At 62.8% G+C, this 20,497-nt stretch carries 14 protein-coding genes; 7 read left to right on the forward strand and 7 right to left on the reverse strand.

Features of this window, described 5'->3' with window-relative positions; translation table 11 throughout:
* Positions 1-196: 196 nt before the first annotated feature.
* Together AB7828_RS18920 and AB7828_RS18925 are read left to right on the forward strand one after the other, a co-directional pair.
* Positions 197-1,687: a diguanylate cyclase gene (locus tag AB7828_RS18920; RefSeq protein ID WP_441230877.1), complete on the forward strand. Its 1,491-nt coding sequence runs from the start codon at positions 197-199 to the stop codon at positions 1,685-1,687.
* Positions 1,688-1,812: 125 nt separating this feature from the next.
* Complete coding sequence (locus tag AB7828_RS18925; RefSeq protein WP_441230878.1) at positions 1,813-4,542, forward strand: bifunctional diguanylate cyclase/phosphodiesterase; 2,730 nt, start codon at positions 1,813-1,815, stop codon at positions 4,540-4,542.
* Between the two features lie 4 nt (positions 4,543-4,546).
* On the opposite strand, the gene AB7828_RS18930 is transcribed toward AB7828_RS18925, so the two are convergent.
* The 3 genes from AB7828_RS18930 to cobS form a co-directional block, all read right to left on the reverse strand.
* Positions 4,547-5,599 carry an esterase-like activity of phytase family protein gene (locus tag AB7828_RS18930; RefSeq protein ID WP_441230879.1) on the reverse strand — a complete coding sequence of 351 codons (1,053 nt, stop codon included), beginning with the start codon at positions 5,597-5,599 and terminating at the stop codon, positions 4,547-4,549.
* A 51-nt stretch (positions 5,600-5,650) separates the two neighbouring features.
* Complete coding sequence (gene cobT, locus AB7828_RS18935) at positions 5,651-7,552, reverse strand: cobaltochelatase subunit CobT (RefSeq protein WP_231078892.1); 1,902 nt, start codon at positions 7,550-7,552, stop codon at positions 5,651-5,653.
* 196 nt (positions 7,553-7,748) lie between these two features.
* Complete coding sequence (gene cobS / locus AB7828_RS18940) at positions 7,749-8,756, reverse strand: cobaltochelatase subunit CobS (protein ID WP_068729504.1); 1,008 nt, start codon at positions 8,754-8,756, stop codon at positions 7,749-7,751.
* A gap of 297 nt (positions 8,757-9,053) precedes the next feature.
* Between cobS and AB7828_RS18945 the strand changes: the two genes are divergently transcribed.
* Together AB7828_RS18945 and AB7828_RS18950 are read left to right on the forward strand one after the other, a co-directional pair.
* Complete coding sequence (locus AB7828_RS18945) at positions 9,054-9,704, forward strand: DedA family protein (protein WP_439083917.1); 651 nt, start codon at positions 9,054-9,056, stop codon at positions 9,702-9,704.
* Between the two features lie 139 nt (positions 9,705-9,843).
* A complete protein-coding gene (locus AB7828_RS18950; RefSeq protein WP_093757526.1) occupies positions 9,844-10,806 on the forward strand; it encodes an acetyl-CoA carboxylase carboxyltransferase subunit alpha in 963 nt (320 codons plus the stop codon).
* Positions 10,807-10,818: 12 nt separating this feature from the next.
* Here AB7828_RS18950 and AB7828_RS18955 read toward each other — a convergent pair whose 3' ends face one another.
* Positions 10,819-11,766 carry a GlxA family transcriptional regulator gene (locus tag AB7828_RS18955; RefSeq protein ID WP_441230880.1) on the reverse strand — a complete coding sequence of 316 codons (948 nt, stop codon included), beginning with the start codon at positions 11,764-11,766 and terminating at the stop codon, positions 10,819-10,821.
* A gap of 122 nt (positions 11,767-11,888) precedes the next feature.
* On the opposite strand from AB7828_RS18955, the gene AB7828_RS18960 reads away from it, so the two are divergent.
* Positions 11,889-12,716, forward strand: a complete 828-nt coding sequence (locus AB7828_RS18960) for an SDR family NAD(P)-dependent oxidoreductase (protein WP_441230881.1) — start codon at positions 11,889-11,891, stop codon at positions 12,714-12,716.
* A 63-nt stretch (positions 12,717-12,779) separates the two neighbouring features.
* Here AB7828_RS18960 and AB7828_RS18965 read toward each other — a convergent pair whose 3' ends face one another.
* The gene (locus AB7828_RS18965) at positions 12,780-13,718 is read right to left on the reverse strand and encodes a peptidylprolyl isomerase (protein WP_441230882.1); all 939 of its coding nucleotides are present in this window, start codon (positions 13,716-13,718) and stop codon (positions 12,780-12,782) included.
* A 368-nt stretch (positions 13,719-14,086) separates the two neighbouring features.
* On the opposite strand from AB7828_RS18965, the gene secA reads away from it, so the two are divergent.
* Positions 14,087-16,933: a preprotein translocase subunit SecA gene (secA, locus tag AB7828_RS18970; RefSeq protein WP_441230883.1), complete on the forward strand. Its 2,847-nt coding sequence runs from the start codon at positions 14,087-14,089 to the stop codon at positions 16,931-16,933.
* 202 nt (positions 16,934-17,135) lie between these two features.
* Complete coding sequence (locus AB7828_RS18975) at positions 17,136-17,843, forward strand: MgtC/SapB family protein (RefSeq protein WP_309942303.1); 708 nt, start codon at positions 17,136-17,138, stop codon at positions 17,841-17,843.
* Between the two features lie 29 nt (positions 17,844-17,872).
* On the opposite strand, the gene AB7828_RS18980 is transcribed toward AB7828_RS18975, so the two are convergent.
* Together AB7828_RS18980 and AB7828_RS18985 are read right to left on the reverse strand one after the other, a co-directional pair.
* Positions 17,873-19,381 carry a L,D-transpeptidase family protein gene (locus AB7828_RS18980; RefSeq protein ID WP_441230884.1) on the reverse strand — a complete coding sequence of 503 codons (1,509 nt, stop codon included), beginning with the start codon at positions 19,379-19,381 and terminating at the stop codon, positions 17,873-17,875.
* A 376-nt stretch (positions 19,382-19,757) separates the two neighbouring features.
* Positions 19,758-20,414 carry a J domain-containing protein gene (locus AB7828_RS18985; protein WP_089267780.1) on the reverse strand — a complete coding sequence of 219 codons (657 nt, stop codon included), beginning with the start codon at positions 20,412-20,414 and terminating at the stop codon, positions 19,758-19,760.
* Positions 20,415-20,497: the final 83 nt, after the last annotated feature.

The raw sequence follows: 20,497 nt of genomic DNA on the forward strand, positions 1-20,497 counted from the left end.
GCCTGCGCGGCACGCCCATATTTCTTTTTGCGCACTCGCCGACCAAAGCGTCTCGATTTCTTTCACATCCTATTAACCGCCCGTCACAAAACGGCGAAACGAAACTGTTGATCACCGCGTAGCTGTCAAAGAATTACCGGTTCTGATGCTATGCGTCGGTGATTGTAACGCAGTCCTTTTTGATCGACGAAAGCCAATGCTGGCCCGTAATACATCCGAGACGACCCGCCGGATCTCCCCGCGCTGGCTGCTGGCCGCTGCGGCGATCGTCGTTGTCGGATTCACAGTCATCTGCGGCAGCGTACTGCTCAGCATGCGGCGCGGCGACGAGAAGCTGGCGCACCAGACGCTCGGCAACCTCGCCTCCAGCATCGATGCCGATGTCGCCCGCAATGTGGAACTCTACGACCTCTCGCTGCGCAACGTGGTCAGCAACATGACCTCGCCGGAACTGGTCGAGATTTCGCGGCCGATGCGGCAGTTGATCCTGTTCGACCACGCCGCCACCGCGCGTCACTTCGGCGCCATCCAGGTCACGGACGTCGCCGGCAACGTGACGCTGGATTCGTCGACGCTGGATCCGAAGCCGCAGAATTTCGCCGATGAGGAATTCTTCAAGGTCCACAAGCGCGATCCGCTGTTCGGCCTCTATATCTCCAAGCCGATGCTGCATCAGGGCAGTTACGGCATCGTGCTGAGCCGCCGCATCGCGGCGCGCGACGGAACTTTTCTGGGCATCGTCGCCGGCTTCATCCGCTACAGCTATTTCCACGAGATCGCCGATCGCCTGCAGCTCGAGCCGAACGACGTGATTTCCGTCATCCGGCAGGACGGCGTGTTGATCATGCGCGCACCGTTCGACATGGAGATCATCGGCCGCGATCTCAGTCGGGTCCCGGGCGTACAGAAAGCGCTCGCCTATTTCTCCGGCTCCCATATTGGCAATTCCGCGACTGACGGCGTGCGGCGTCTTTTTGTCTGGCGCGAAGGCTCGCATCCGCTGATCGTGATGGTGGGGCGGTCCACCGACGTGATCTTCGGCCAGTGGCGCAAGGAAGCGCTGCAGATCGGCGGCGCCATGGCCGCGCTCGGCCTGATCGCCTGTGCGCTGATGCTGATCCTGGCGCGCGAGATGGGCAAGCGCGGCGAGATGGAAGACAGGATGGCGCGCCTCGCCATGACCGACGGCCTCACCGGCCTCGCCAACCGACGTCATTTCGACGTGGTGATGGATAAGGAATGGCAGCGCGCCCAGCGCGCCCGCGCACCGATCTCGCTGCTGATGATCGACGCCGACCACTTCAAGGTGTTCAACGACAATTTCGGCCATCAGGCCGGTGATCTCGTTCTGTGCGGGATCGCCTGGAGCATTGCCCGGCATGCCAAACGCGCCAGCGATTGCGCCGCGCGCTATGGCGGCGAGGAATTCGCGCTGATCCTGCCGGGCCTCTCCCTCGCCGATGCCATCGAACTCGGCGAACGGATCCGCGTCGAGGTGGGCCATCTCGAGCGCGACGGCATGACCACGACGACGATCAGCGTCGGCGCAGCGTGTCTCGTGCCGTCATCGCTGACCACGTCGAACGACCTGATCAGCAATGCCGACAGTGCGCTCTATGCCGCAAAAGCGCACGGTCGCAACCAGACATGGCCGGTCGCACCGCTGCAGAAAAGCCTTGCGGCGTAAGCAGATACCATTTGTACGGTTGTAATTAACCCGCGGTTCACCTGACTTCCTAACGCGTCTTCCACCCTTGCTCGGGTATTCCTATGCACGAGGGGTAGGAATTCATGCGGCTGCTGGGGAGGCGAATGACGAACGACGTGCGCGTTTCAGCGCCGGGCTCCGCCGAACATGGCGATGGGCGCTCGACGACACGTCGCGCGCCAGTGCGCTGGCTCGTGGTCGTTGGCGCCGTGCTGATCGTCACCATTGCCGCAGGCACGGCGATGACCGTGAACAATTTCCGTCAGCGCACGATCGACAATTCCAACCGCGAACTTGAAAACACCGTGCTGCTGCTCAGCCGGCATTTCGATCAGCAGTTCCAGGATCTCCAGCGCATCCAGAAGAGCCTCACGGCTCATCTTCTCGCCAATGGCGTGATGTCGGTCCACAGCTTTGCCAGCAGCATGTCGAGCTATGAGTCCCACATGATGCTGAAGTCAAAGGTGGATGATGAATTCGTCAACGACATCACCGTTCTCGATGCCGAAGGCCGTCTGGTCAACTGGACAGGAGCCTGGCCCGGACCGGATCTGGTGCTGGCCGACCGTGAATATTTCCAGAAACTCAAATCGCAGACCTTCACTCAGGACGAAGAGATCGTGCAGCCCGTCCTGAGCCGCATCACCGGCCGGTGGAAGACGCTGTTCGCACGTCGCATTACAGGGCCCAAGGGCGAATTCTTCGGCATCGTGACGCGCAGCGTCGAACCGCAGCAATTCGAAAAATTCTTTGCCTCCGTCTCGCTCGGCGAAAACGGGACCATCGCAATGTTCCACCGCAATGGCACGTTGCTGGCGCGATACCCGCAGACGCCCTCGTCGATCGGCAAGGTTTTCAATAGCGGCCCGCTGCTGCAGCATCTGCGCTTCAGCGACGCGCCCGCAACCATCCGCACCGTCAGCCCCATCGACAATATCGATCGGCTCGGCTCGATCCGCCTGCTGCAAAACTTTCCGGTCGCGCTGGTCGCAACCACGACGGTCGAGGGCACACTGGCCAACTGGCGCGACCAGACCAAATTTCTCGTGACCCTCGCGACGCTGTCGGCCCTGATCCTGGCAGGTCTGCTTTATCTGATGATCCGTCACATCCAGCGGCAGAACCGTGCAGCACAGTTGCAGATGACGCTGGAGAAGAACCGCCTCGATACCGCCATCAACAACATGACGCAGGGCCTGCTGCTGTTCGACGCGCAGGCGCGCGTGGTGGTCTGCAACCAGCGCTATCTCGACATGTACGGGCTGTCGCGCGAGGTCATCACACCCGGCCGACCGTTCCGCGACGTGATCGCGCATCGCAAGGACACGGGCTCATTCGCTGGCAGCGTTGACGCCTATGTGGCGGAAGTGTTGCGCGACGTCGGGCGGTCGCACATCCAGATCATGCAGACCGCCGATGGCCGCACCATCCAGATTTCGTCGCGGCCGGTGGCCGATGGCGGCTGGGTTGCGACCCATGAAGACATCACCGAGCGGCGCAATGCCGAGGAGAAGATCGCGCATCTGGCGCATTACGATGCGCTGACCGACCTGCCGAACCGCACGCTGTTCCGCAACGAGCTCGAACGCGAATTGAAGCGCGTCGCGCGCGGCGCGCAATGTGCGGTGCTCTATATCGACATCGACGAATTCAAGGGCATCAACGACTCGCTTGGCCATCCCGTCGGCGACGAACTGCTCAAGGGCATCGCGCTGCGGGTGCGCGGCTGCGTGCGCGGCTCCGACGTGGTGGCGCGGCTCGGCGGCGACGAATTCGCCATCGTGCAGACCGGTGTGGAGAGCCATTCCGATATCACGGATCTTGTCGGCCGCATCTATGATGCGATCCGCCAGCCATTCGATTGTCTCGGCCACAGCCTGCTCACCGACGCGTCGATCGGCATTGCGCTGGCGCCGCGCGACGGCGCAGACCTCGATACGCTGCTGAAGAACGCCGACCTTGCGATGTATGGCGCCAAGGCCGACGGCCGCCGCACGTTCCGCTTCTTCGAGCCCGAAATGGATGCGCGGGTGCAGGCCCGCCGCTCGCTGGAGCTTGAACTGCGTCACGCCGCCGGTGATGGCGGCTTCGCCAAAGGCGGCTTCGAAGTCTATTATCAGCCGCTGCTGACGCTGCGCGACGACACCATCGTGGGCTGCGAGGCCCTGCTGCGCTGGCGTCATCCCGAACGCGGCATGATCTCGCCGGCCGAGTTCATTCCGGTCGCCGAAGATATCGGCATCATCAATGAGCTCGGCGAATGGGTGATGAACACCGCCTGCGCCGAGGCTGCCAACTGGCCCGACGACATCCGGGTGGCGGTCAATGTCTCGCCGGTTCAGTTCCGCTGCGCGTCGCTCGCCCTGAAGGTGACCTCCGCCCTCGCCGCGTCCGGCCTGCCGGCACGGCGGCTGGAGCTCGAAATCACCGAGGCCGTGCTGATCCGCGACGACGAGACCGCACTGGAAATCCTGCACGGGCTGCGCGAGATCGGCGTACGGATTGCGCTGGACGATTTCGGCACCGGCTATTCCAGCCTGAGCTATCTGCAGCGCTTCCCGTTCGACAAGATCAAGATCGACCGTTGTTTCGTGACCGATATCGCCGATGCACAGGGCTCGTCCTCGATCGTGCAGGCCGTGGTCAATATCGCCAGTTCGCGCAACATGACGACGACGGCCGAAGGCGTCGAAACGCCCCGGCAGAAGGAGCTGCTGCGCGCGCTCGGCTGCACCGAGATGCAGGGCTATCTGTTCAGCCCCGCCAAGCCCGCAGCAGAATTGCGGGATCTGTTGATCGCGCATCAGGCCAAGCAGTCCGAGGCTGCGGCCTAACCGTTTATTCCAGCAGCGTGAACTGCATCAACAGGGTTCGCTGCAGCATTGAGAAATTGTCGTCCGAGATCAGCGTCAGCACCGTGTCGCCCTCCGGCGTGACATGGACATCGAGCCCCTCGAAATTGTCGATCTCGTAGCCGAGATCCGCATCGAAGATGGTGGGACCGTCGATGACGGCGTCCGGCACGATCGATGCGAGGGGAATGCGGCGGATGCGGACGCCGGTATCGCCGAACAGCGAGAACTTGCGTTCCAGCAGCAGCAGATCGCCGGATGGCAGCAGCGCCGCATCGCTGATGTCGTAATTCTTGGTGCGGCGGACCGAGAATGTTGCAGGTGCCTTGCCGCCAATGATCCAGGCTGAGATGTTGCCGGCGCTGTCGAGCCCGCGCTCCGAGATCGCCAGCAGCATGCCGGCCAGCGGCGAGGTCTTGAACCTGTCCCTGCGCACCATCACCAGGGCTTCGAGACTGCCATTGCTGGGCAGCTTGCGCATGCCCGGCGGCTGCGGGATCGGTTCGCCCCGGGCGCGCACGCCATCGCGGCCGAAGTCGAATTTCAGGATCTGGTGCACGCGTTCGAGGCCGATATAGACCGTCGGTCCGTCCACCGCGATGGACTCGGTATCGTACCAGCCGCGCGCGGTGATCGGCCTGCCGTCGGCGCCCAGCATCGGCGCCGCCTCGACATCGACAATGCCGACCATGGCATCGCCGCTATAGGCGATCTTGCCGGTAAACCAGTTGCCCTTGTCGCTGATGGCGATGAAACCCTCGCCCTTGTCGTCCAGGCGAAGACCGGAGATACCGCCGAAGTCCTTGTAGCGCGACGTCAGGACCAATCCGCTGCGATATTGCAGCGACCCGAACCGTGTATGCGCGCGGTCGCGCGTATCGAAAGCCGGGATCGGCCGCGCTTCGATCTCGATCGACACCGGCGCACGGGCCGATGGCGTTGCCGGCGCCAGCACGGGCTGCGCACGGGCAAGAGATGGCAGCGCGGCTGCTGAAGCCGCGACTGCAAGAAAGTGACGACGGGTGAGATGAGCAGTCAAGCGATGGCCCCGGAGGATGGGTAGAGCAAAGCAAAACCCATCCTGTAAAGCCTAATGCGTCTTGCGTCGCCGACCATGGGTCGGCGCCGGTCCCGCCGTCTCGCTGAACAATTCAGCCAGCTTCTCGGTGATGGCGCCACCGAGCTCTTCGGCGTCGACGATGGTCACGGCGCGGCGATAGTAGCGCGTCACGTCATGGCCGATGCCGATGGCGATCAATTCGACCGGCGAGCGGGTCTCGATCTCTTCGATGATATGACGCAGGTGGCGCTCCAGATAGTTGCCGGGATTGACCGACAATGTGCTGTCGTCCACCGGCGCGCCGTCGGAAATCATCATCAGGATCTTGCGCTGCTCGGGACGGCCGAGCAGGCGCTTGTGCGCCCAGTCGAGCGCCTCGCCGTCGATGTTCTCCTTGAGCAGACCTTCGCGCATCATCAAGCCGAGATTCTTGCGCGCGCGGCGCCACGGCGCATCGGCCGACTTGTAGATGATGTGGCGGAGATCGTTGAGGCGGCCGGGATTGGCCGGCTTGCCGGCGCCGAGCCACGCTTCACGCGACTGCCCGCCCTTCCAGGCGCGCGTCGTGAAGCCGAGGATTTCCACCTTGACGCCGCAACGCTCCAGCGTGCGCGCGAGAATGTCGGCGCAGGTCGCAGCGACCGTGATCGGGCGACCGCGCATCGAACCGGAATTGTCCAGCAGCAGCGTCACCACCGTATCGCGGAACGTCGCTTCCTTCTCATGCATGAAGGACAGCGGATGATGCGGGTCGGTCACCACGCGCGACAGGCGCGCGGGATCGAGGATGCCTTCCTCGAGGTCGAAGTCCCAGGCGCGGTTCTGCTGCGCCATGAGCTTACGTTGAAGCCGATTGGCCAGACGCGCGACCACGCCCTGCAGATGCGCGAGCTGTTTGTCGAGATAGGAGCGCAGCCGCTCGAGTTCGTCGTGATCGCAGAGGTCTTCAGCCGCGATGACTTCGTCGAATTTCGGCGCGAAGGCATGATATTCCGGACCGCGCGGCTCGTTCGCCCCGCGCGAGTTCGGACGCGTGGCTTCGCCGGGCGTTTCGTCGTCGCCCATCTCGCCGTCTTCGTCGAACGTATCCGAGGCAGAGGCCTGCGCGCTCTCCATCGAACTGTCGGACATTTCGTCGGACGACTGCTGCGCCTGATCGGCGCTCATTTCCTGCGAGGCATCGCTCTCCGGCGAGCCTTCGGCACCGGCCTGATCGTTCTCGCCCTGGCGCTCGTCGTCCTCGCTCTCCTCGTCATCCGGCTCGGCATTGCGATCGTCGCCGAGCTCCAGCGCCGACAGCAGGTCGTGCACGGCATCGCCGAACTTGGCCTGGTTCTCAGCGAACCGATCGAGCTGGTCGAGGCGATCGCTGATCTTGTCTTCGAGGACCGGACGCCAGAGGTCGACCATCTTCTTTGCGGCGGCTGGCGGCGCCATGCCGGTCAGGCGCTCGCGCACCAGCATCGCCAGCGCATCGGCCAACGGCGCATCGGCGCGGTCGGTGATTTCGTCGAACTTGCCGCGATGGAAATGATCGTCGAGCATCGCCGTGAGGTTCTTGGCCACGCCGGCCATGCGGCGCGACCCGAGCGCTTCCACGCGGGCCTGCTCGACGGCTTCGAACACGCCGCGCGCCTGCGGATTGCCCGGCATCAGCTTGCGATGAACCTTGGGATCGTGACAGGCGAGTTTGAGCGCGATCGAATCCGCGTGGCCGCGCACGATGGCGGCGTCGCGCTTGCTCATTTTTCGCGCGGGTTCAGGAAGACGGGCTTTGCCCGGTGAGAGACCCGGCCGCTCGGCCGCGAAGGTCACTTCAAGCTCGGGCGCTTTGGCGATGGCGCGCAAACACGACGTCACCGCGCGCTTGAACGGCTCGGTCGGCGCTTCCTTGGAGCCGGGGCGGAATTTGTTGGTCGTCGTCGTGCTCATCGCTGTCGCTTTCTTCCCCTCTCCCCGGGCGCAGCGAAGCTGCGCTGGCGGGAGAGGGTGGATCGAACACGCGAAGCGGGTTCGAGACGGGAGAGGGCCTGCAGCAAACCGGAGCGCTGTCCCCTCTCCCGCCTTCGCTTCGCGAAGGCACCCTCTCCCGCAAGGGGAGAGGGGAAGTAAGTAAGATCAGCGGGAATCAGCTCAGCGCCACATTCACCGAGCTTTCCGCCAGCTCTGCATTGAAGCAGCGCTGATAGAATTCGGCGACCAGCGGACGCTCGAGTTCGTCGCACTTGTTCAGGAAGGTCACGCGGAACGCGAAGCCGATATCGTTGAAGATGTCGGCATTCTCGGCCCAGGTGATCACCGTACGCGGGCTCATCACCGTCGACAGATCGCCATTGGCGAAGGCGTTACGCGTGAGATCCGCGAGGCGCACCATCTTGTTGACGATGTCGCGGCCCTCGGGGTTCTGATAGTGCTTGGCCTTTGCCAGCACGATCTCGACTTCCTCGTCATGCGCCAGATAGTTCAGCGTGGTGACGATCGACCAGCGATCCATCTGGCCCTGATTGATCTGCTGCGTGCCGTGATAGAGGCCCGACGTATCACCGAGACCGATGGTGTTCGCGGTCGCAAACAGACGGAACGCCGGATGCGGCTTGATCACCTTGTTCTGGTCGAGCAGCGTCAGGCGGCCGGACACTTCCAGCACGCGCTGAATGACGAACATCACGTCCGGACGGCCGGCGTCGTATTCGTCGAACACCAGCGCCACATTGTGCTGCAACGCCCAGGGCAGAATGCCGTCACGGAATTCGGTGACCTGCTTGCCGTCGCGGACCACGATGGAGTCCTTGCCGACGAGGTCGATACGGCTGATGTGGCTGTCGAGGTTGACGCGCACGCAGGGCCAGTTGAGGCGCGCGGCGACCTGCTCGATATGGGTCGATTTGCCGGTGCCGTGGAAGCCCGTGACCATCACGCGACGATTGCGCGAGAAGCCGGCGAGAATGGCAAGCGTGGTGGCGCGATCGAACCGGTAATCGGGATCGGTGTCCGGCACATGCGGATCGGATTCGGAGAAGGCAGGCACTTCGAGGTCGGAATCGATGCCGAACAACTTGCGCACCGACACCATCTTGTCGGGAATGCCAATCAACGCGTCGGTCTTTTCTTGCAGTTTGGTCGAGGCGGCGGTCATCAATCCTCCGTGGTCCCGGATATCCCGAAACCAGTCTAGTAATGGCTGCGGATGGGGTGCTTTGTGGAACGTATCAGAGAGCCGCGGCTGGACAAAGCCCAGCTCTTCATCAAAGTTCCCGAATGTTATCATCGAGATAGGTTCTAACGGCAATTTTTGGAAGTCTGCCCTGCGAATCAGCCGATGCTCCGGGTCGATCAATTTGCAGCGGTATTTGGGGATCGAACGGCGCGGCCGGCCATTTCAATCATATATGCTGTCAGTTGGCCGAGGCACCCCGCGCTGGATCGGAATTTCGTGACGTCCTTCATCGATTCCCTGACCCATTTTGTCGCCGCGCATGCCTGGCTGGGCTACCTCACTATTTTCCTCGCTGCCTTGCTGGAAGCCGTGCCGGTGCTCGGAACATTCATCCCAGGCACCACGGTCATTCTGGCGCTGAGCGCCCTGATTCCGGCAGGCGACCTCGATCTCGTGGCGGTGCTGGCGGCCGCCGTGGCGGGCGCCGTGCTCGGCGACGGGAGCGCATTCTGGATCGGGCATGTCCGGCAACGACAACTGCTCGACGCGTGGCCGCTTTCGAATTATCCGGGCGTGGTGGCGCAGAGCGAGGCCTTCTTCCATCGCTTCGGCACGCTGGCCGTATTCCTCGGCCGCTTCGTTCCGCCCATCCGCGCTTTCGTGCCGGTCACGGCCGGAGCATTGGGGACCGCACCGGCGAAATTCTATGCCGTAAACATCCCCGCAGCATTGCTCTGGGCGCCCGCGCATGTGCTACCCGGCGTGCTCGCAGTGTCGGTGCTGGACCGCTATGGCGGCATCGCCGGCCTCGAAGGTCAGGCTAAGCATTACTGGATTCAGGCCGTGATCGTGGCGGCCGTGCTGGCCGGTGCCGCCGTCTGGTGGTGGCATCGCCGCAAGCGCAACACAGCAATGGAAACGTCATAAAAAGGCGTTTGAACGTTGAAATATCTCTTTGATTTTTCAGAGTAAATGACGCCTTCGCAGCTTGACTTGCAGCCCCGATTGACTTGAAAAGCCTGCACCGGCAGTTTCGCCCGCCGTCCGTCCTTCCCATATCCAGTGAATGTCCGAACCCATGCGCAGCTATCTCGACTTTGAAAAGCCCGTTGCCGAGCTGGATTCCAAGATCGATGAATTGCGCACGCTGGCCGCCAGCGGCAGCGACATCGGCGAGGAGATCGTGCGCATCGAGGACAAGGCCGTCGCCGCGCTGCACGAGCTCTATGCGAACCTGACGCCGTGGCAGAAGACCCAGGTCGCGCGGCATCCGCAGCGCCCGCATTGCATGAATTATGTGGAAGCGCTGATCACCGAATTCACGCCGCTCGCCGGCGACCGCAAGTTCGGCGAGGATGAAGCGCTGGTGGCCGGCTTCGGCCGTTTCCGCGGCGAGAGCGTTTGCGTGCTCGGCCAGGAAAAGGGCAACACCACCGAGAGCCGCCTCAAGCATAATTTCGGCATGGCCCGCCCCGAAGGCTACCGCAAGGCCGTTCGCCTGATGGAGATGGCCGACCGTTTCAACATTCCCGTGCTGTCGCTGGTCGACACCGCCGGCGCCTATCCCGGCATCGGCGCGGAAGAGCGCGGCCAGGCTGAAGCCATCGCACGCTCCACCGATGCCTGCCTCGGCCTTGGCGTTGCCAATGTCGCCGTGATCATCGGCGAAGGTGGCTCGGGCGGCGCCATCGCCATTGCCACCGCCAACAAGGTGCTGATGCTGGAACACGCCATCTACAGCGTGATCTCGCCGGAAGCGGCATCGTCGATCCTGTGGCGCGACTCATCCAAGGCGCAGGAAGCCGCGACCAACATGAAGATCACGGCGCAGGATCTGCTGCGCTTCGGTGTGATCGATTCCATCCTGAAAGAGCCGCCGGGCGGCGCCCACCGCGACCCCGCCGCCATGATTGCCATCACCGGCGACGCCATCGCCCAGGCCTTCAACGACATGCGCGGCATGGACGCGGCGACTATTCGTCAGCAGCGCCGGCAGAAGTTTCTGGATATCGGCCGCAAGATCGGGTGAGCTGACGTTCTCTCACGCGTCCATCTGAGACCGCGCATTTCGGCGGATCACCTGCGGCGGCTGGCCATAGGCGCGCAGAAATGCGCGGCGCATGCGGTCACGATCGGCAAACCCCGTCTGCTGCGCGACGGCGTCGATGGGATGCCGGCTCTGCTCCATCATCAACCGCGCGGCCTCTAGCCGCAGATGCTCGACGGCCTTGGCGGGCGATTGGCCTGTCTCGGCGTGAAAGGCGCGGCTGAACTGCCGCGGGCTCAGGCTCGCAGCATCGGCGAGATCATTCACCGTCAGCGGCTTCTGCAGATTGTCGCGCGCGAAAGCGAGCGCCTTCTGAATACGGTCCGATTTCGGCGCCAGTTCAAGCAACGCCGAGAACTGCGACTGACCGCCCGCGCGACGGTGATACACGACCATCTTTTTCGCGATATTGCGTGCGACGTCCTCGCCGAGATCGGCCTCGACCATCGCCAGTGCGAGATCGATGCCCGCGGTCATGCCGGCCGAGGTCCAAACTGGACCGTCATTCACGAAGATGCGGTCTTCATCGACCTTCACTTTCGGAAATTGCTTCTGCATGTCGCGCGCATAGAACCAGTGCGTGGTCGCGCGCCGCTGATCGAGAATGCCGGCTTCGGCGAGCACGAAGGCGCCGATACAGATAGACGCAACACGCCGCGCATGTTTGGGCGCCTGTCGCACGAAATCGATCAGGCCGGGCGTCGCGGATTCGACCGTCAGACCGCCGGCAATGATCAGCGTGTCATAGGCATCAGCCGCATTGAACGGTTCGGTGGTCAAACTCATGCCCAGCGAGGTGCCGACCTGACCGCCCCGCTCCGACAACACATGCAGATCGTAGGTGGGCGGATCGGTCAGCATATTGGCCAGCTCAAAGACCGACATCGCCGCAAGGCTGATGGGCGAGCACCCCGGGGAAACAACAAGGCCGATGCGCTGCATGTGTCCGCTCTCTCAGGACAAAACGTCCTAAAACGCCGCTTATATGACATTTAAGACGCGCCCGCGCAAGACTAGGTTTCCTGACACGGCCGCTGCGGCCGAGAGCATTCAGGAGAACGACAATGACGAATTCACATCAGGGCACGGCACTGATTACGGGCGCTTCCACGGGTATTGGCGCCGTCTACGCGGACCGGCTGGCCAAGCGCGGCTACGACCTCATTCTGGTGGCGCGGAACCAGGACCGCCTGGCGGCCCTCGCCAAGCGACTGACCAGCGAAACCGGACGATCGGTCCGCACACTGGCCGCCGATCTCGGCAACAAGGCCGATCTGGCAAAGGTCGAAGCCGCGCTGCGCGACGATGCGAGCATTACGATGCTGGTCAACAATGCCGGAGTCGGCGCGGTGGCGCCGTTGCTCAATGCCGATGTCGACAAAATGGAAGACATGATCACGCTGAACGTCACCGCACTGACACGGCTGACCTATGCCGCCGTGCCCGGCTTCGTCGCGCGCAACAAAGGCACGATCATCAACATCTCGTCGATCGTCGGTATCGGCGCAGAAATCCTCAACGGCGTCTACGGAGCCAGCAAGGCCTATGTGCTCAGCTTCAGCCATTCGCTGGTGCATGAACTCGCCGACAAGGGCATCCGCGTGCAGGCGGTGTTGCCGGGCGCAACGGCCACCGAATTCTGGGACATCGCGGGCTTCCCACACCAGAACATGGATCAGGCCACAGTGATGCGCGCTGACGACATGGTCGATGCTGCATTGGCCGGCCTCGACCAGGGTGAGCTCGTCACTATTCCGGGCCTGCAGGACGGCGCGAACTGGACCCGCTTCGAAGCAGATCGCCGCGCCCTCTCGACCAAATTCGGTCATGCGACGCCAGCGCCGCGCTACCACGTGACGCAGCGGCAGCGCGTCACCGAAACGCAGGCCTGAAGCCACGCACAGGCAGCAAAAAGCCCGCCCTTTCGACAGAGGGCGGGTTTTTCGGGTCCAGAATTACTTCTTCGCCGGAGCCATCTTGCTGTCGGCCGGCTTTGGCGCGTCCTTGGCAGCAGGCGCGGCGGGTGCCGCCGGAGCAGGCGTTGCGGCGGCCTGATCGATACGCTCAACCTTCGCACCTTCACGCAGCTTGGTGACGTAGTCGGCCTGCGCCTTGCGCACGACATACTGTTCGATCTGCGGCTTCACCTGGTCGAATTCCGGCGCCTTGCGGTTGCGCTTTTCCTCGACCTTGATGATGTGCCAGCCGAACTGCGACTTCACGGGGTCCGAGATCTTGCCCGGCTCCAGCGCGAAGGCAACGGCGGAGAATTCCGGCACCATCTGGTCCTTGGTGAAGAAACCCAGATCGCCGCCATCGGCCGCGCCCGGATCCTTCGACTTCTTCTTGGCGAGTTCGGCGAAATCGGCGCCCTTCTTCAGCTCGTCGGCGACCGTCTTGGCCTCGGCCTCACTCTCCACCAGGATGTGGCGGGCATGGACTTCGGCTTCGCCGGTGATCTGCTTGGCCGCGTCCTCATAGACCTTCTTCATGTTGTCGTCGGTCAGGGCTTCCTTGCCTTCGACGGCCAACAGGTTGTCCATGAGCAGACGGTTACGGGCGAAGGCCAGCTTGGACTTGAAGTCCTCACGATCGGCGATCTTCTTGTCCTCGGCGGCCTTGGCGACGATCTTCATATCGATCAGGAACGACAGCACATTGTCCTTCCGGGTCGCGGGATCCATCTGGGCGAGGCTCGGACCGAGCTCCTCCTCGGCAATGGTGACGTCGCTCTGGCGGATTTCCTGGCCATTGACCTTGGCGAGGACCGGATTGGCGTCCTGCGCGTAAACCGGGAAACTGGTGAGAAAGGCCACCGCAACGGCGCCGGTCAGGGCAGCCAGGGTGCGGTCCGGGCGCAGGCCCGGCGTCAGGGCGAGCGATACGAAGGTCATGGAAAATCCTTATCTCGGATAAGAGCCTGTTGGGGACGGCGGACACTCTCCCAAACGTACCGTCTTGGCAACGCGAAAACTCTGTCAAAATGATGAAATCCTTGAGAGGTTCGCGCCGTTGACAACCCCCCATACGGGCCATATCTCTCCCCGACCGGGCCGGTGGCGAAGGCGCGATTTCGGCCGCGCCGTGGTCATTGAACCCCTGATTGCCCTGCTCCCACTCATCTCCCGGGGTCTTGCTTTTTTGGCGCTCCGCACCGGGGTCCAGACAGCAATCCGCCACAGACTTTGGATATGACGAGGCTGGGCGACCGCTGCACCATTCCACGGCCTTCGGGCCGCATTGCTAAAGACAGGATTTCGTGATGATCGGCGCGCTCGCCCGCAAGTTCTTCGGCTCTGCCAACGACCGCCGCGTCAAGGGATATCAATCGCGTGTTGCCGCGATCAACGCGCTGGAACCTGAGGTCGCAGCGCTGTCGGACGATGCGCTCAAAGCGCGCACCGCCGAGTTCAAGGCACAACTCGAAGCCGGCAAGACTCTCGACGATCTCCTCGTTCCCGCTTTCGCCACCGTCCGCGAAGCCGCCAAGCGCACCCTCGGCCAGCGTCACTTCGACGTGCAGCTGATCGGCGGCATGGTGCTGCATGAGGGCGACATCGCCGAGATGAAGACCGGCGAAGGCAAGACGCTGGTCGCCACCCTCGCCGTCTATCTGAACGCGCTCGCCGGCCAGGGCGTGCATGTCGTGACCGTCAACGACTATCTGGCCAAGCGCGACAGCGGCTGGATGGGCCAGATCTACAGCTTCCTGGGCCTCACCACCGGCGTGATCGTTCACGGCCTCGACGATGCCGAGCGCCAGGCGGCCTATGCCTGCGACATCACCTACGGCACCAACAACGAATACGGCTTCGATTATCTGCGCGACAACATGAAGTACCGGCTGGAGGACATGGTCCAGCGCAAGCACTTCTATGCCATCGTCGACGAAGTCGATTCGATCCTGATCGACGAAGCGCGCACGCCGTTGATCATTTCCGGCCCGCTCGACGATCGCTCGGAATTCTACAACACCATCGACACCTTCCTGCCCAAGCTTGAAAAGGTCATCGACTTCGAAGTCGACGAGAAGCAGCGCACCGTGACGCTGACCGAAGCAGGCATGGAGAAGATCGAAACCCTGCTGCGCGATGCCGGCCAGCTCAAGGGCGAGACGCTGTATGACGTCGAGAACGTCTCCGTCGTGCATCACATCAATCAGGCGCTGCGCGCCCACTCGCTGTTCAACCGCGACAAGGACTACATCGTCCGCGACGACGAAGTGATCATCATCGACGAGTTCACCGGCCGCATGATGCAGGGTCGCCGTTATTCGGAAGGCCTGCACCAGGCGCTGGAGGCCAAGGAACATGTGACGGTCCAGCCGGAAAACCAGACGCTGGCCTCGATCACGTTCCAGAACTACTTCCGCATGTACAAGAAACTGGCCGGCATGACCGGCACGGCGCTGACCGAAGCGGACGAACTGTTCGACATTTACAAGCTCGAAGTCGTCGAAGTGCCCACCAATGTCGGCATTGGCCGCATGGACGAGGACGACGAGGTCTATCGCACCCAGGACGAGAAGCACGCCGCCATCCTCGCCGAGATCGAGCGCGCCAATGCGCGGATGCAGCCGGTGCTGGTCGGCACCGCGTCGATCGAAAAATCGGAAGTGCTTGGCGAGTATCTGCTCAAGAACGGCTACAAGCTGATCGACTTCACCAAGCCGAAGGCGATGGACAAGCTCTATGCGGCCGCGCGTTCCGGCAAGCCGGCGAAACTGTTCGCGGTCCTGAATGCGCGCTTCCATGAGCAGGAAGCCTATATCGTCGCCGAAGCCGGCGTCCCCGGCGCCATCACCATCGCCACCAACATGGCCGGCCGCGGCACCGACATCAAACTCGGCGGCTCGGTCGAGATGCGCGCGCAGATCGAAACGGCCGAGATCGCCGACGAGGCCGAGAAGGCCGCCAAGATCGCCGAGATCAAGGCCGAGATCGAGCGTTTCCGCGAGATCGTGCTGAACGCCAAGGAAGTGGTCGAGATCGAGCCCGCCAAGGGCAGCAAGCCGGCCAAGACCGTCGAGAAGCCCGGCGGCCTCTACATCATGGGCTCCGAGCGCCACGAGTCACGCCGCATCGACAACCAGCTCCGCGGCCGCTCCGGCCGTCAGGGCGACCCTGGCCGGTCCAAGTTCTTCCTGTCGCTGGAAGACGACCTGATGCGCATCTTCGGTTCGGATCGTCTCGATACGATGCTGACGCGCCTCGGCCTGAAGGAAGGCGAAGCGATCATCCATCCGTGGATCAACAAGGCGCTCGAAAAGGCCCAGCAGAAGGTCGAAGCGCGCAACTTCGACATCCGCAAGAACCTGCTGAAATATGACGACGTACAGAACGACCAGCGCAAGGTGATCTTCGAGCAGCGCGTCGACCTGATGCAGAACGATAGCGTCGCCGAGACCGTCAACGATATGCGCCGCGCCTTCGTCGAGGACCTCGTCACCAAACACGTGCCGGAAAACCAGTATGCCGAGCAGTGGGATGTGGCCGGCCTGAAGGAAGAGCTCAAGCGCGTACTCGATCTCGATCTTCCGGTCGACGAATGGGCCAAGGAAGAAGGCATCGCTGACGAGGAGCTGCTCAACCGTATCGAGCAGAAGGCCGACGAGCACATGGCCGCGAAGGTCGCCCAGTGGGGCCCCGACGTGATGCGTTACGTCGAGAAGACGATCCTGCTGCAGACGCTGGATCATCTGTGGCGCGAGCATCTGGTGATGCTGGATCACCTGCGTCAGGTCATCGGCCTGCGCGGCTACGGCCAGCGCGATCCGCTGCAGGAATACAAGGCGGAAGCTTTCAACCTGTTCGAGGCCATGATTTCCAATCTGCGCGAAGCCGTCACCGCGCAATTGATGCGCGTCGAGATCGTGCCGCCGGACGTGCAGCCCGAACTGCCTGTCATGGAGGCCCACAAGCTCGACTACAACACTGGCGAAGACGAAATGGCGTTCGCCAATGCGGCGCTGGCACCGATGGGCCAGCAGCAGCCCGCCGTCGCCCGCGATCCGAACAACCAGGACACCTGGGGCAAGGTCGGCCGCAACGAGGACTGTCCGTGCGGCTCCGGCAAGAAGTTCAAGCACTGCCACGGGCGGTATGCGTAAGCCGACCACCGGGTAAATCGCGAAGCCATCTGAAATCCCTCCCCGTTCGGGAGGGATTTTTCTTTAGGCTGTTGGTTCCACGCATTCACGCAGCCAAGCACTGCGCTGGACGACGCTGACGACGATTGGACAACGCGTCGCAGAGGACTAGCCTGTTTCATCGTGCCGACACGAGCGGCCGCAGGAATGAGGGGGCGTGCCGATGATGTCCAATTCCGAAATGCTGATCCGCCTGATCTCCGCCGCAGCGCTCGGCAGCCTGATCGGCTTCGAGCGCGAGCGGCTGCTATGGGCCGCGGGCATCCGCACGCATATGCTGGTCTGTGTCGGCTCCTGCCTGATCATGCTGGTCTCGCAATACGGCTTCTCCAACATCCTGCTCACGCAATCCAATGTCGTGCTCGATCCATCGCGCATCGCGGCGCAGGTGGTGTCCGGCATCGGCTTTCTCGGTGCGGGATCTATCCTGGCGCGCGGCGAGATCGTGAAAGGGCTCACGACAGCAGCAAGTATCTGGACGGTGGCAGCGATCGGGCTTGCGGTCGGCGGAGGATTGTATCTCGCGGCCGGCGCATCGACGGTGATCATCCTGATCATCCTCGTCGGTATCAAGCCGCTCGAGGAAGCCTATCGCTCGCGCAACCAGACCTGCATGCTGAAGGTGGAAGTCGAGAACAACGGCCTGACGCCGGAATTGCTGCGCGAGACATTGTCGCTGCGCGCCGGCCAGGTGAAGCGCTTCCTCGTGGAAAGCCGCGATCCCCAAGGCACCGACCAGCTCTCGATCCTGCTCAGCAAGGTGTCGTCACAGGATATCGCGAGCTATCCTTCGAAGCTGCAGGAGCTCGACGGCGTGCGTCAGGTGAGTATTGTCAAACGCGTCAGCGACCACGGCGCCAATCACACGTGAGCGATATGTCTGCAGGAAGAGCGACGCGCCTAGCGCATCGCCGAGAAGCGGTCCGTGAACGAATTCGCGGACACGACCGGGGCTGCGCCTGACAGCGCGGCTGTGCCGGTGCCGCCGCCGGAGGCTGGCGTGGATGGTTCGGCCGACAGCGTCGGCTTGAGCGGCGCGCGCGCGGTGGCCACGAGCGGTGCGGGTGCGGCGGCCGGCTTCGCTGCAGCTACAGAAGCAGGCGTCGCAGGAGCAGCCGACGGACCGGCCTTGCTGGCGACGGCCTTCGGCTTCGCGGCCGGTGTCGGCACGGGAGCCGCTGGCGCCGTAGTTGCGGTGGCGGTCGTTTCCGAGCCGCCGATGCCGACCTTCTTGGCGAGATTGCTGAAGAAGCCACCATCCGACGAGGCCGACGCGACACGCGTGGAGGGCGCGGCGACGACGGGTTCTTCCGATGCTGCGAACAGCGAGGCCGAATAGGACGTCGAGGCCGCAGCATTGGCCTTCGGCGGATTGACGTGCGGCGGGATCGTGCCGGGTGCGCGCGAATAGGCGGCGGTCTGCACGCCCGGCGGCTCCGGATCCGACAGGCCGGTGGCGCCATCGGGCAACTTGGAGGCGAAGACGCGGTTCATGCCGCCGTCGATATCGGGACGGCGCTGCGCGACTGGCGTGCCCTTGGCAACCAGTTCGGCAATCTTCGCATCATCCTGCGCCTGCTTGGCGCTGACGGCATCGGCGATCTCGGACGGAATCTGGTAGACCGGGCACTTGGCCGAGGCATTGAACACCAGCGGCTTGGTCGATCCCGCAGGTGCGGCCGGATCGAACACATACTTGTTCTCGCAGAACTCAACCTTCGGCTCCTGCCGCGTCACTTCGAAATGATCATAGCCCTGCTTGATCATCTTCCAGAACGGCATGTTCGGGTTGTTGCGATGCTTGGCCATGTTGACCGGCGTCATCTTGAACGGAAACGCCGCGAACTGGAACGAGCGCTGTCCGCCGAAGAAGGATTCACGGCCCAGCGAATAGATCTCGGCGATCTGTTCGTCGGTCATGGCGAAACAGCCCCGCGACGAGCAATCGCCGTGCACCATCAGCTGCGAACCGGTGCGTCCCAGCGACTTGTCAAAGGCGTTGGGGAAACCGGTATTGAAGGAGAGATAGTAGGACGAGCGCGGATTCATCTGCGCCGGCGTGATCGAATAGAAACCTTCCGGTGCCTGGCGATCGCCTTCCTTGACCTTCGGGCCGAGATCGCCGGACCAGCGGCAGATCGGATAGGTCTTCAGCAGCGCAAACTGGCCGGAGCGATTCTGCTTCCAGACTTCGAGTTCGGCTTCCTGCTTGAACACACGGACCAGCATCGGCGACTGCAGGTCCATGTCCTTTTCAGTCATCTCGGCGACGAGCTTGGGTGGGACGGGCTGGTTGGCCTTTGCGTTACTGGCGAGCGACATGTCTTCGCCGTTGCAGCCGGCCAGCACCACGCCTGTCGCAAGTACGACCGACGTCAGCAGCGCGCGAACAAGCGAGCGATGTTTCAAAGCCAAGCTCCGCAGCCGACGGGACGTCGACACCCCAAGGAATAAAGACAAATGAGCCCTTATTCGTACGCAAATATTAGCCTTAAGGCCCCTTGCTCGCAAGGCAACTGGCCGTGAGCAGCAGGTTCCGTTCCGGCGATGGTCAACATAGATTGAAGATCTCAGGCCGGGCGGAATTGCGGCGGTATCTGGCGGGAAGGCGAATTAAGCAGGCGGCGGTGGGTTATGCTTAATAGTTTGGCAGCGCTCTCGGCCACCTACCTCTTTGTTCACTCGCCGCCAAAGACGTGGATGCCCCGGCACATCCAGCGAAGCTCGCTTCGCGCTGGCCGGACACGACGAACATTGGCAAGGGCGTGGACAATCTCGGAGCGCCTCAGGAGCCCCGGACCACAGTCTTCAAGTAGTTGTAAGCCTTGATGATTTCGATCAACCGGTCCTCGGTGGAGCGGTCGCCGCCATTGGCGTCGGGGTGATGCTGCTTCACCAGCGCCTTGTACTGCGCCTTGACGTCGTCCAGCGTCGCACTGGGGCCCAGACCCATAACCTGCAGCGCCTTGCGCTCGGCATTGAAGATCTTGCGGGTTTCTTCCTTGATCGGCTGCTGCGGCTTGCGGGCCCGGCCGCGCCCCATACCCATGCCGTTCATCTCGTTGAACATGGCAAACGGATCGATCGCGCCGTCGAGGTCGGGCTGCCCGGCCTTGGTTTTGTCCGCAGAGCCGTTGGCGCCCATCTTCCAGGTCGGACGATGGCCGGTCAGTGCATCCTTCTGGTACTTGGCGACCGCGTCCGGGGCCATACCCTGGAAGAAGTTGTAGCCCTGATTGTATTCGCGGACATGGTTCAGGCAGAAGTGCCAGTATTCCTTGTCCTGCGCGCGGCCCTTGGGCGCGCGATGCGGACCCTTGTTCTTGCACTCGGGCCACTCGCACATAATAGCTTCTTCGCGCGCAGCGGCCTGCTGCTTCGCGCTCAGCTTGTTCGGCTTGATACGGATGCTGTCGAAGAATTTGGATGAGTCGATGGGCATGGCTGACTATGACAACGCAATGCAAAAAGCTTCAAGTCTTGACATTCCGATTACCTCATTCGGCGCCCTGCGCCGCACCAATA

The sequence above is a fragment of the Tardiphaga sp. 215_C5_N2_1 genome (assembly GCF_052076055.1).
In the GTDB taxonomy this organism is placed as follows: domain Bacteria; phylum Pseudomonadota; class Alphaproteobacteria; order Rhizobiales; family Xanthobacteraceae; genus Tardiphaga; species Tardiphaga robiniae.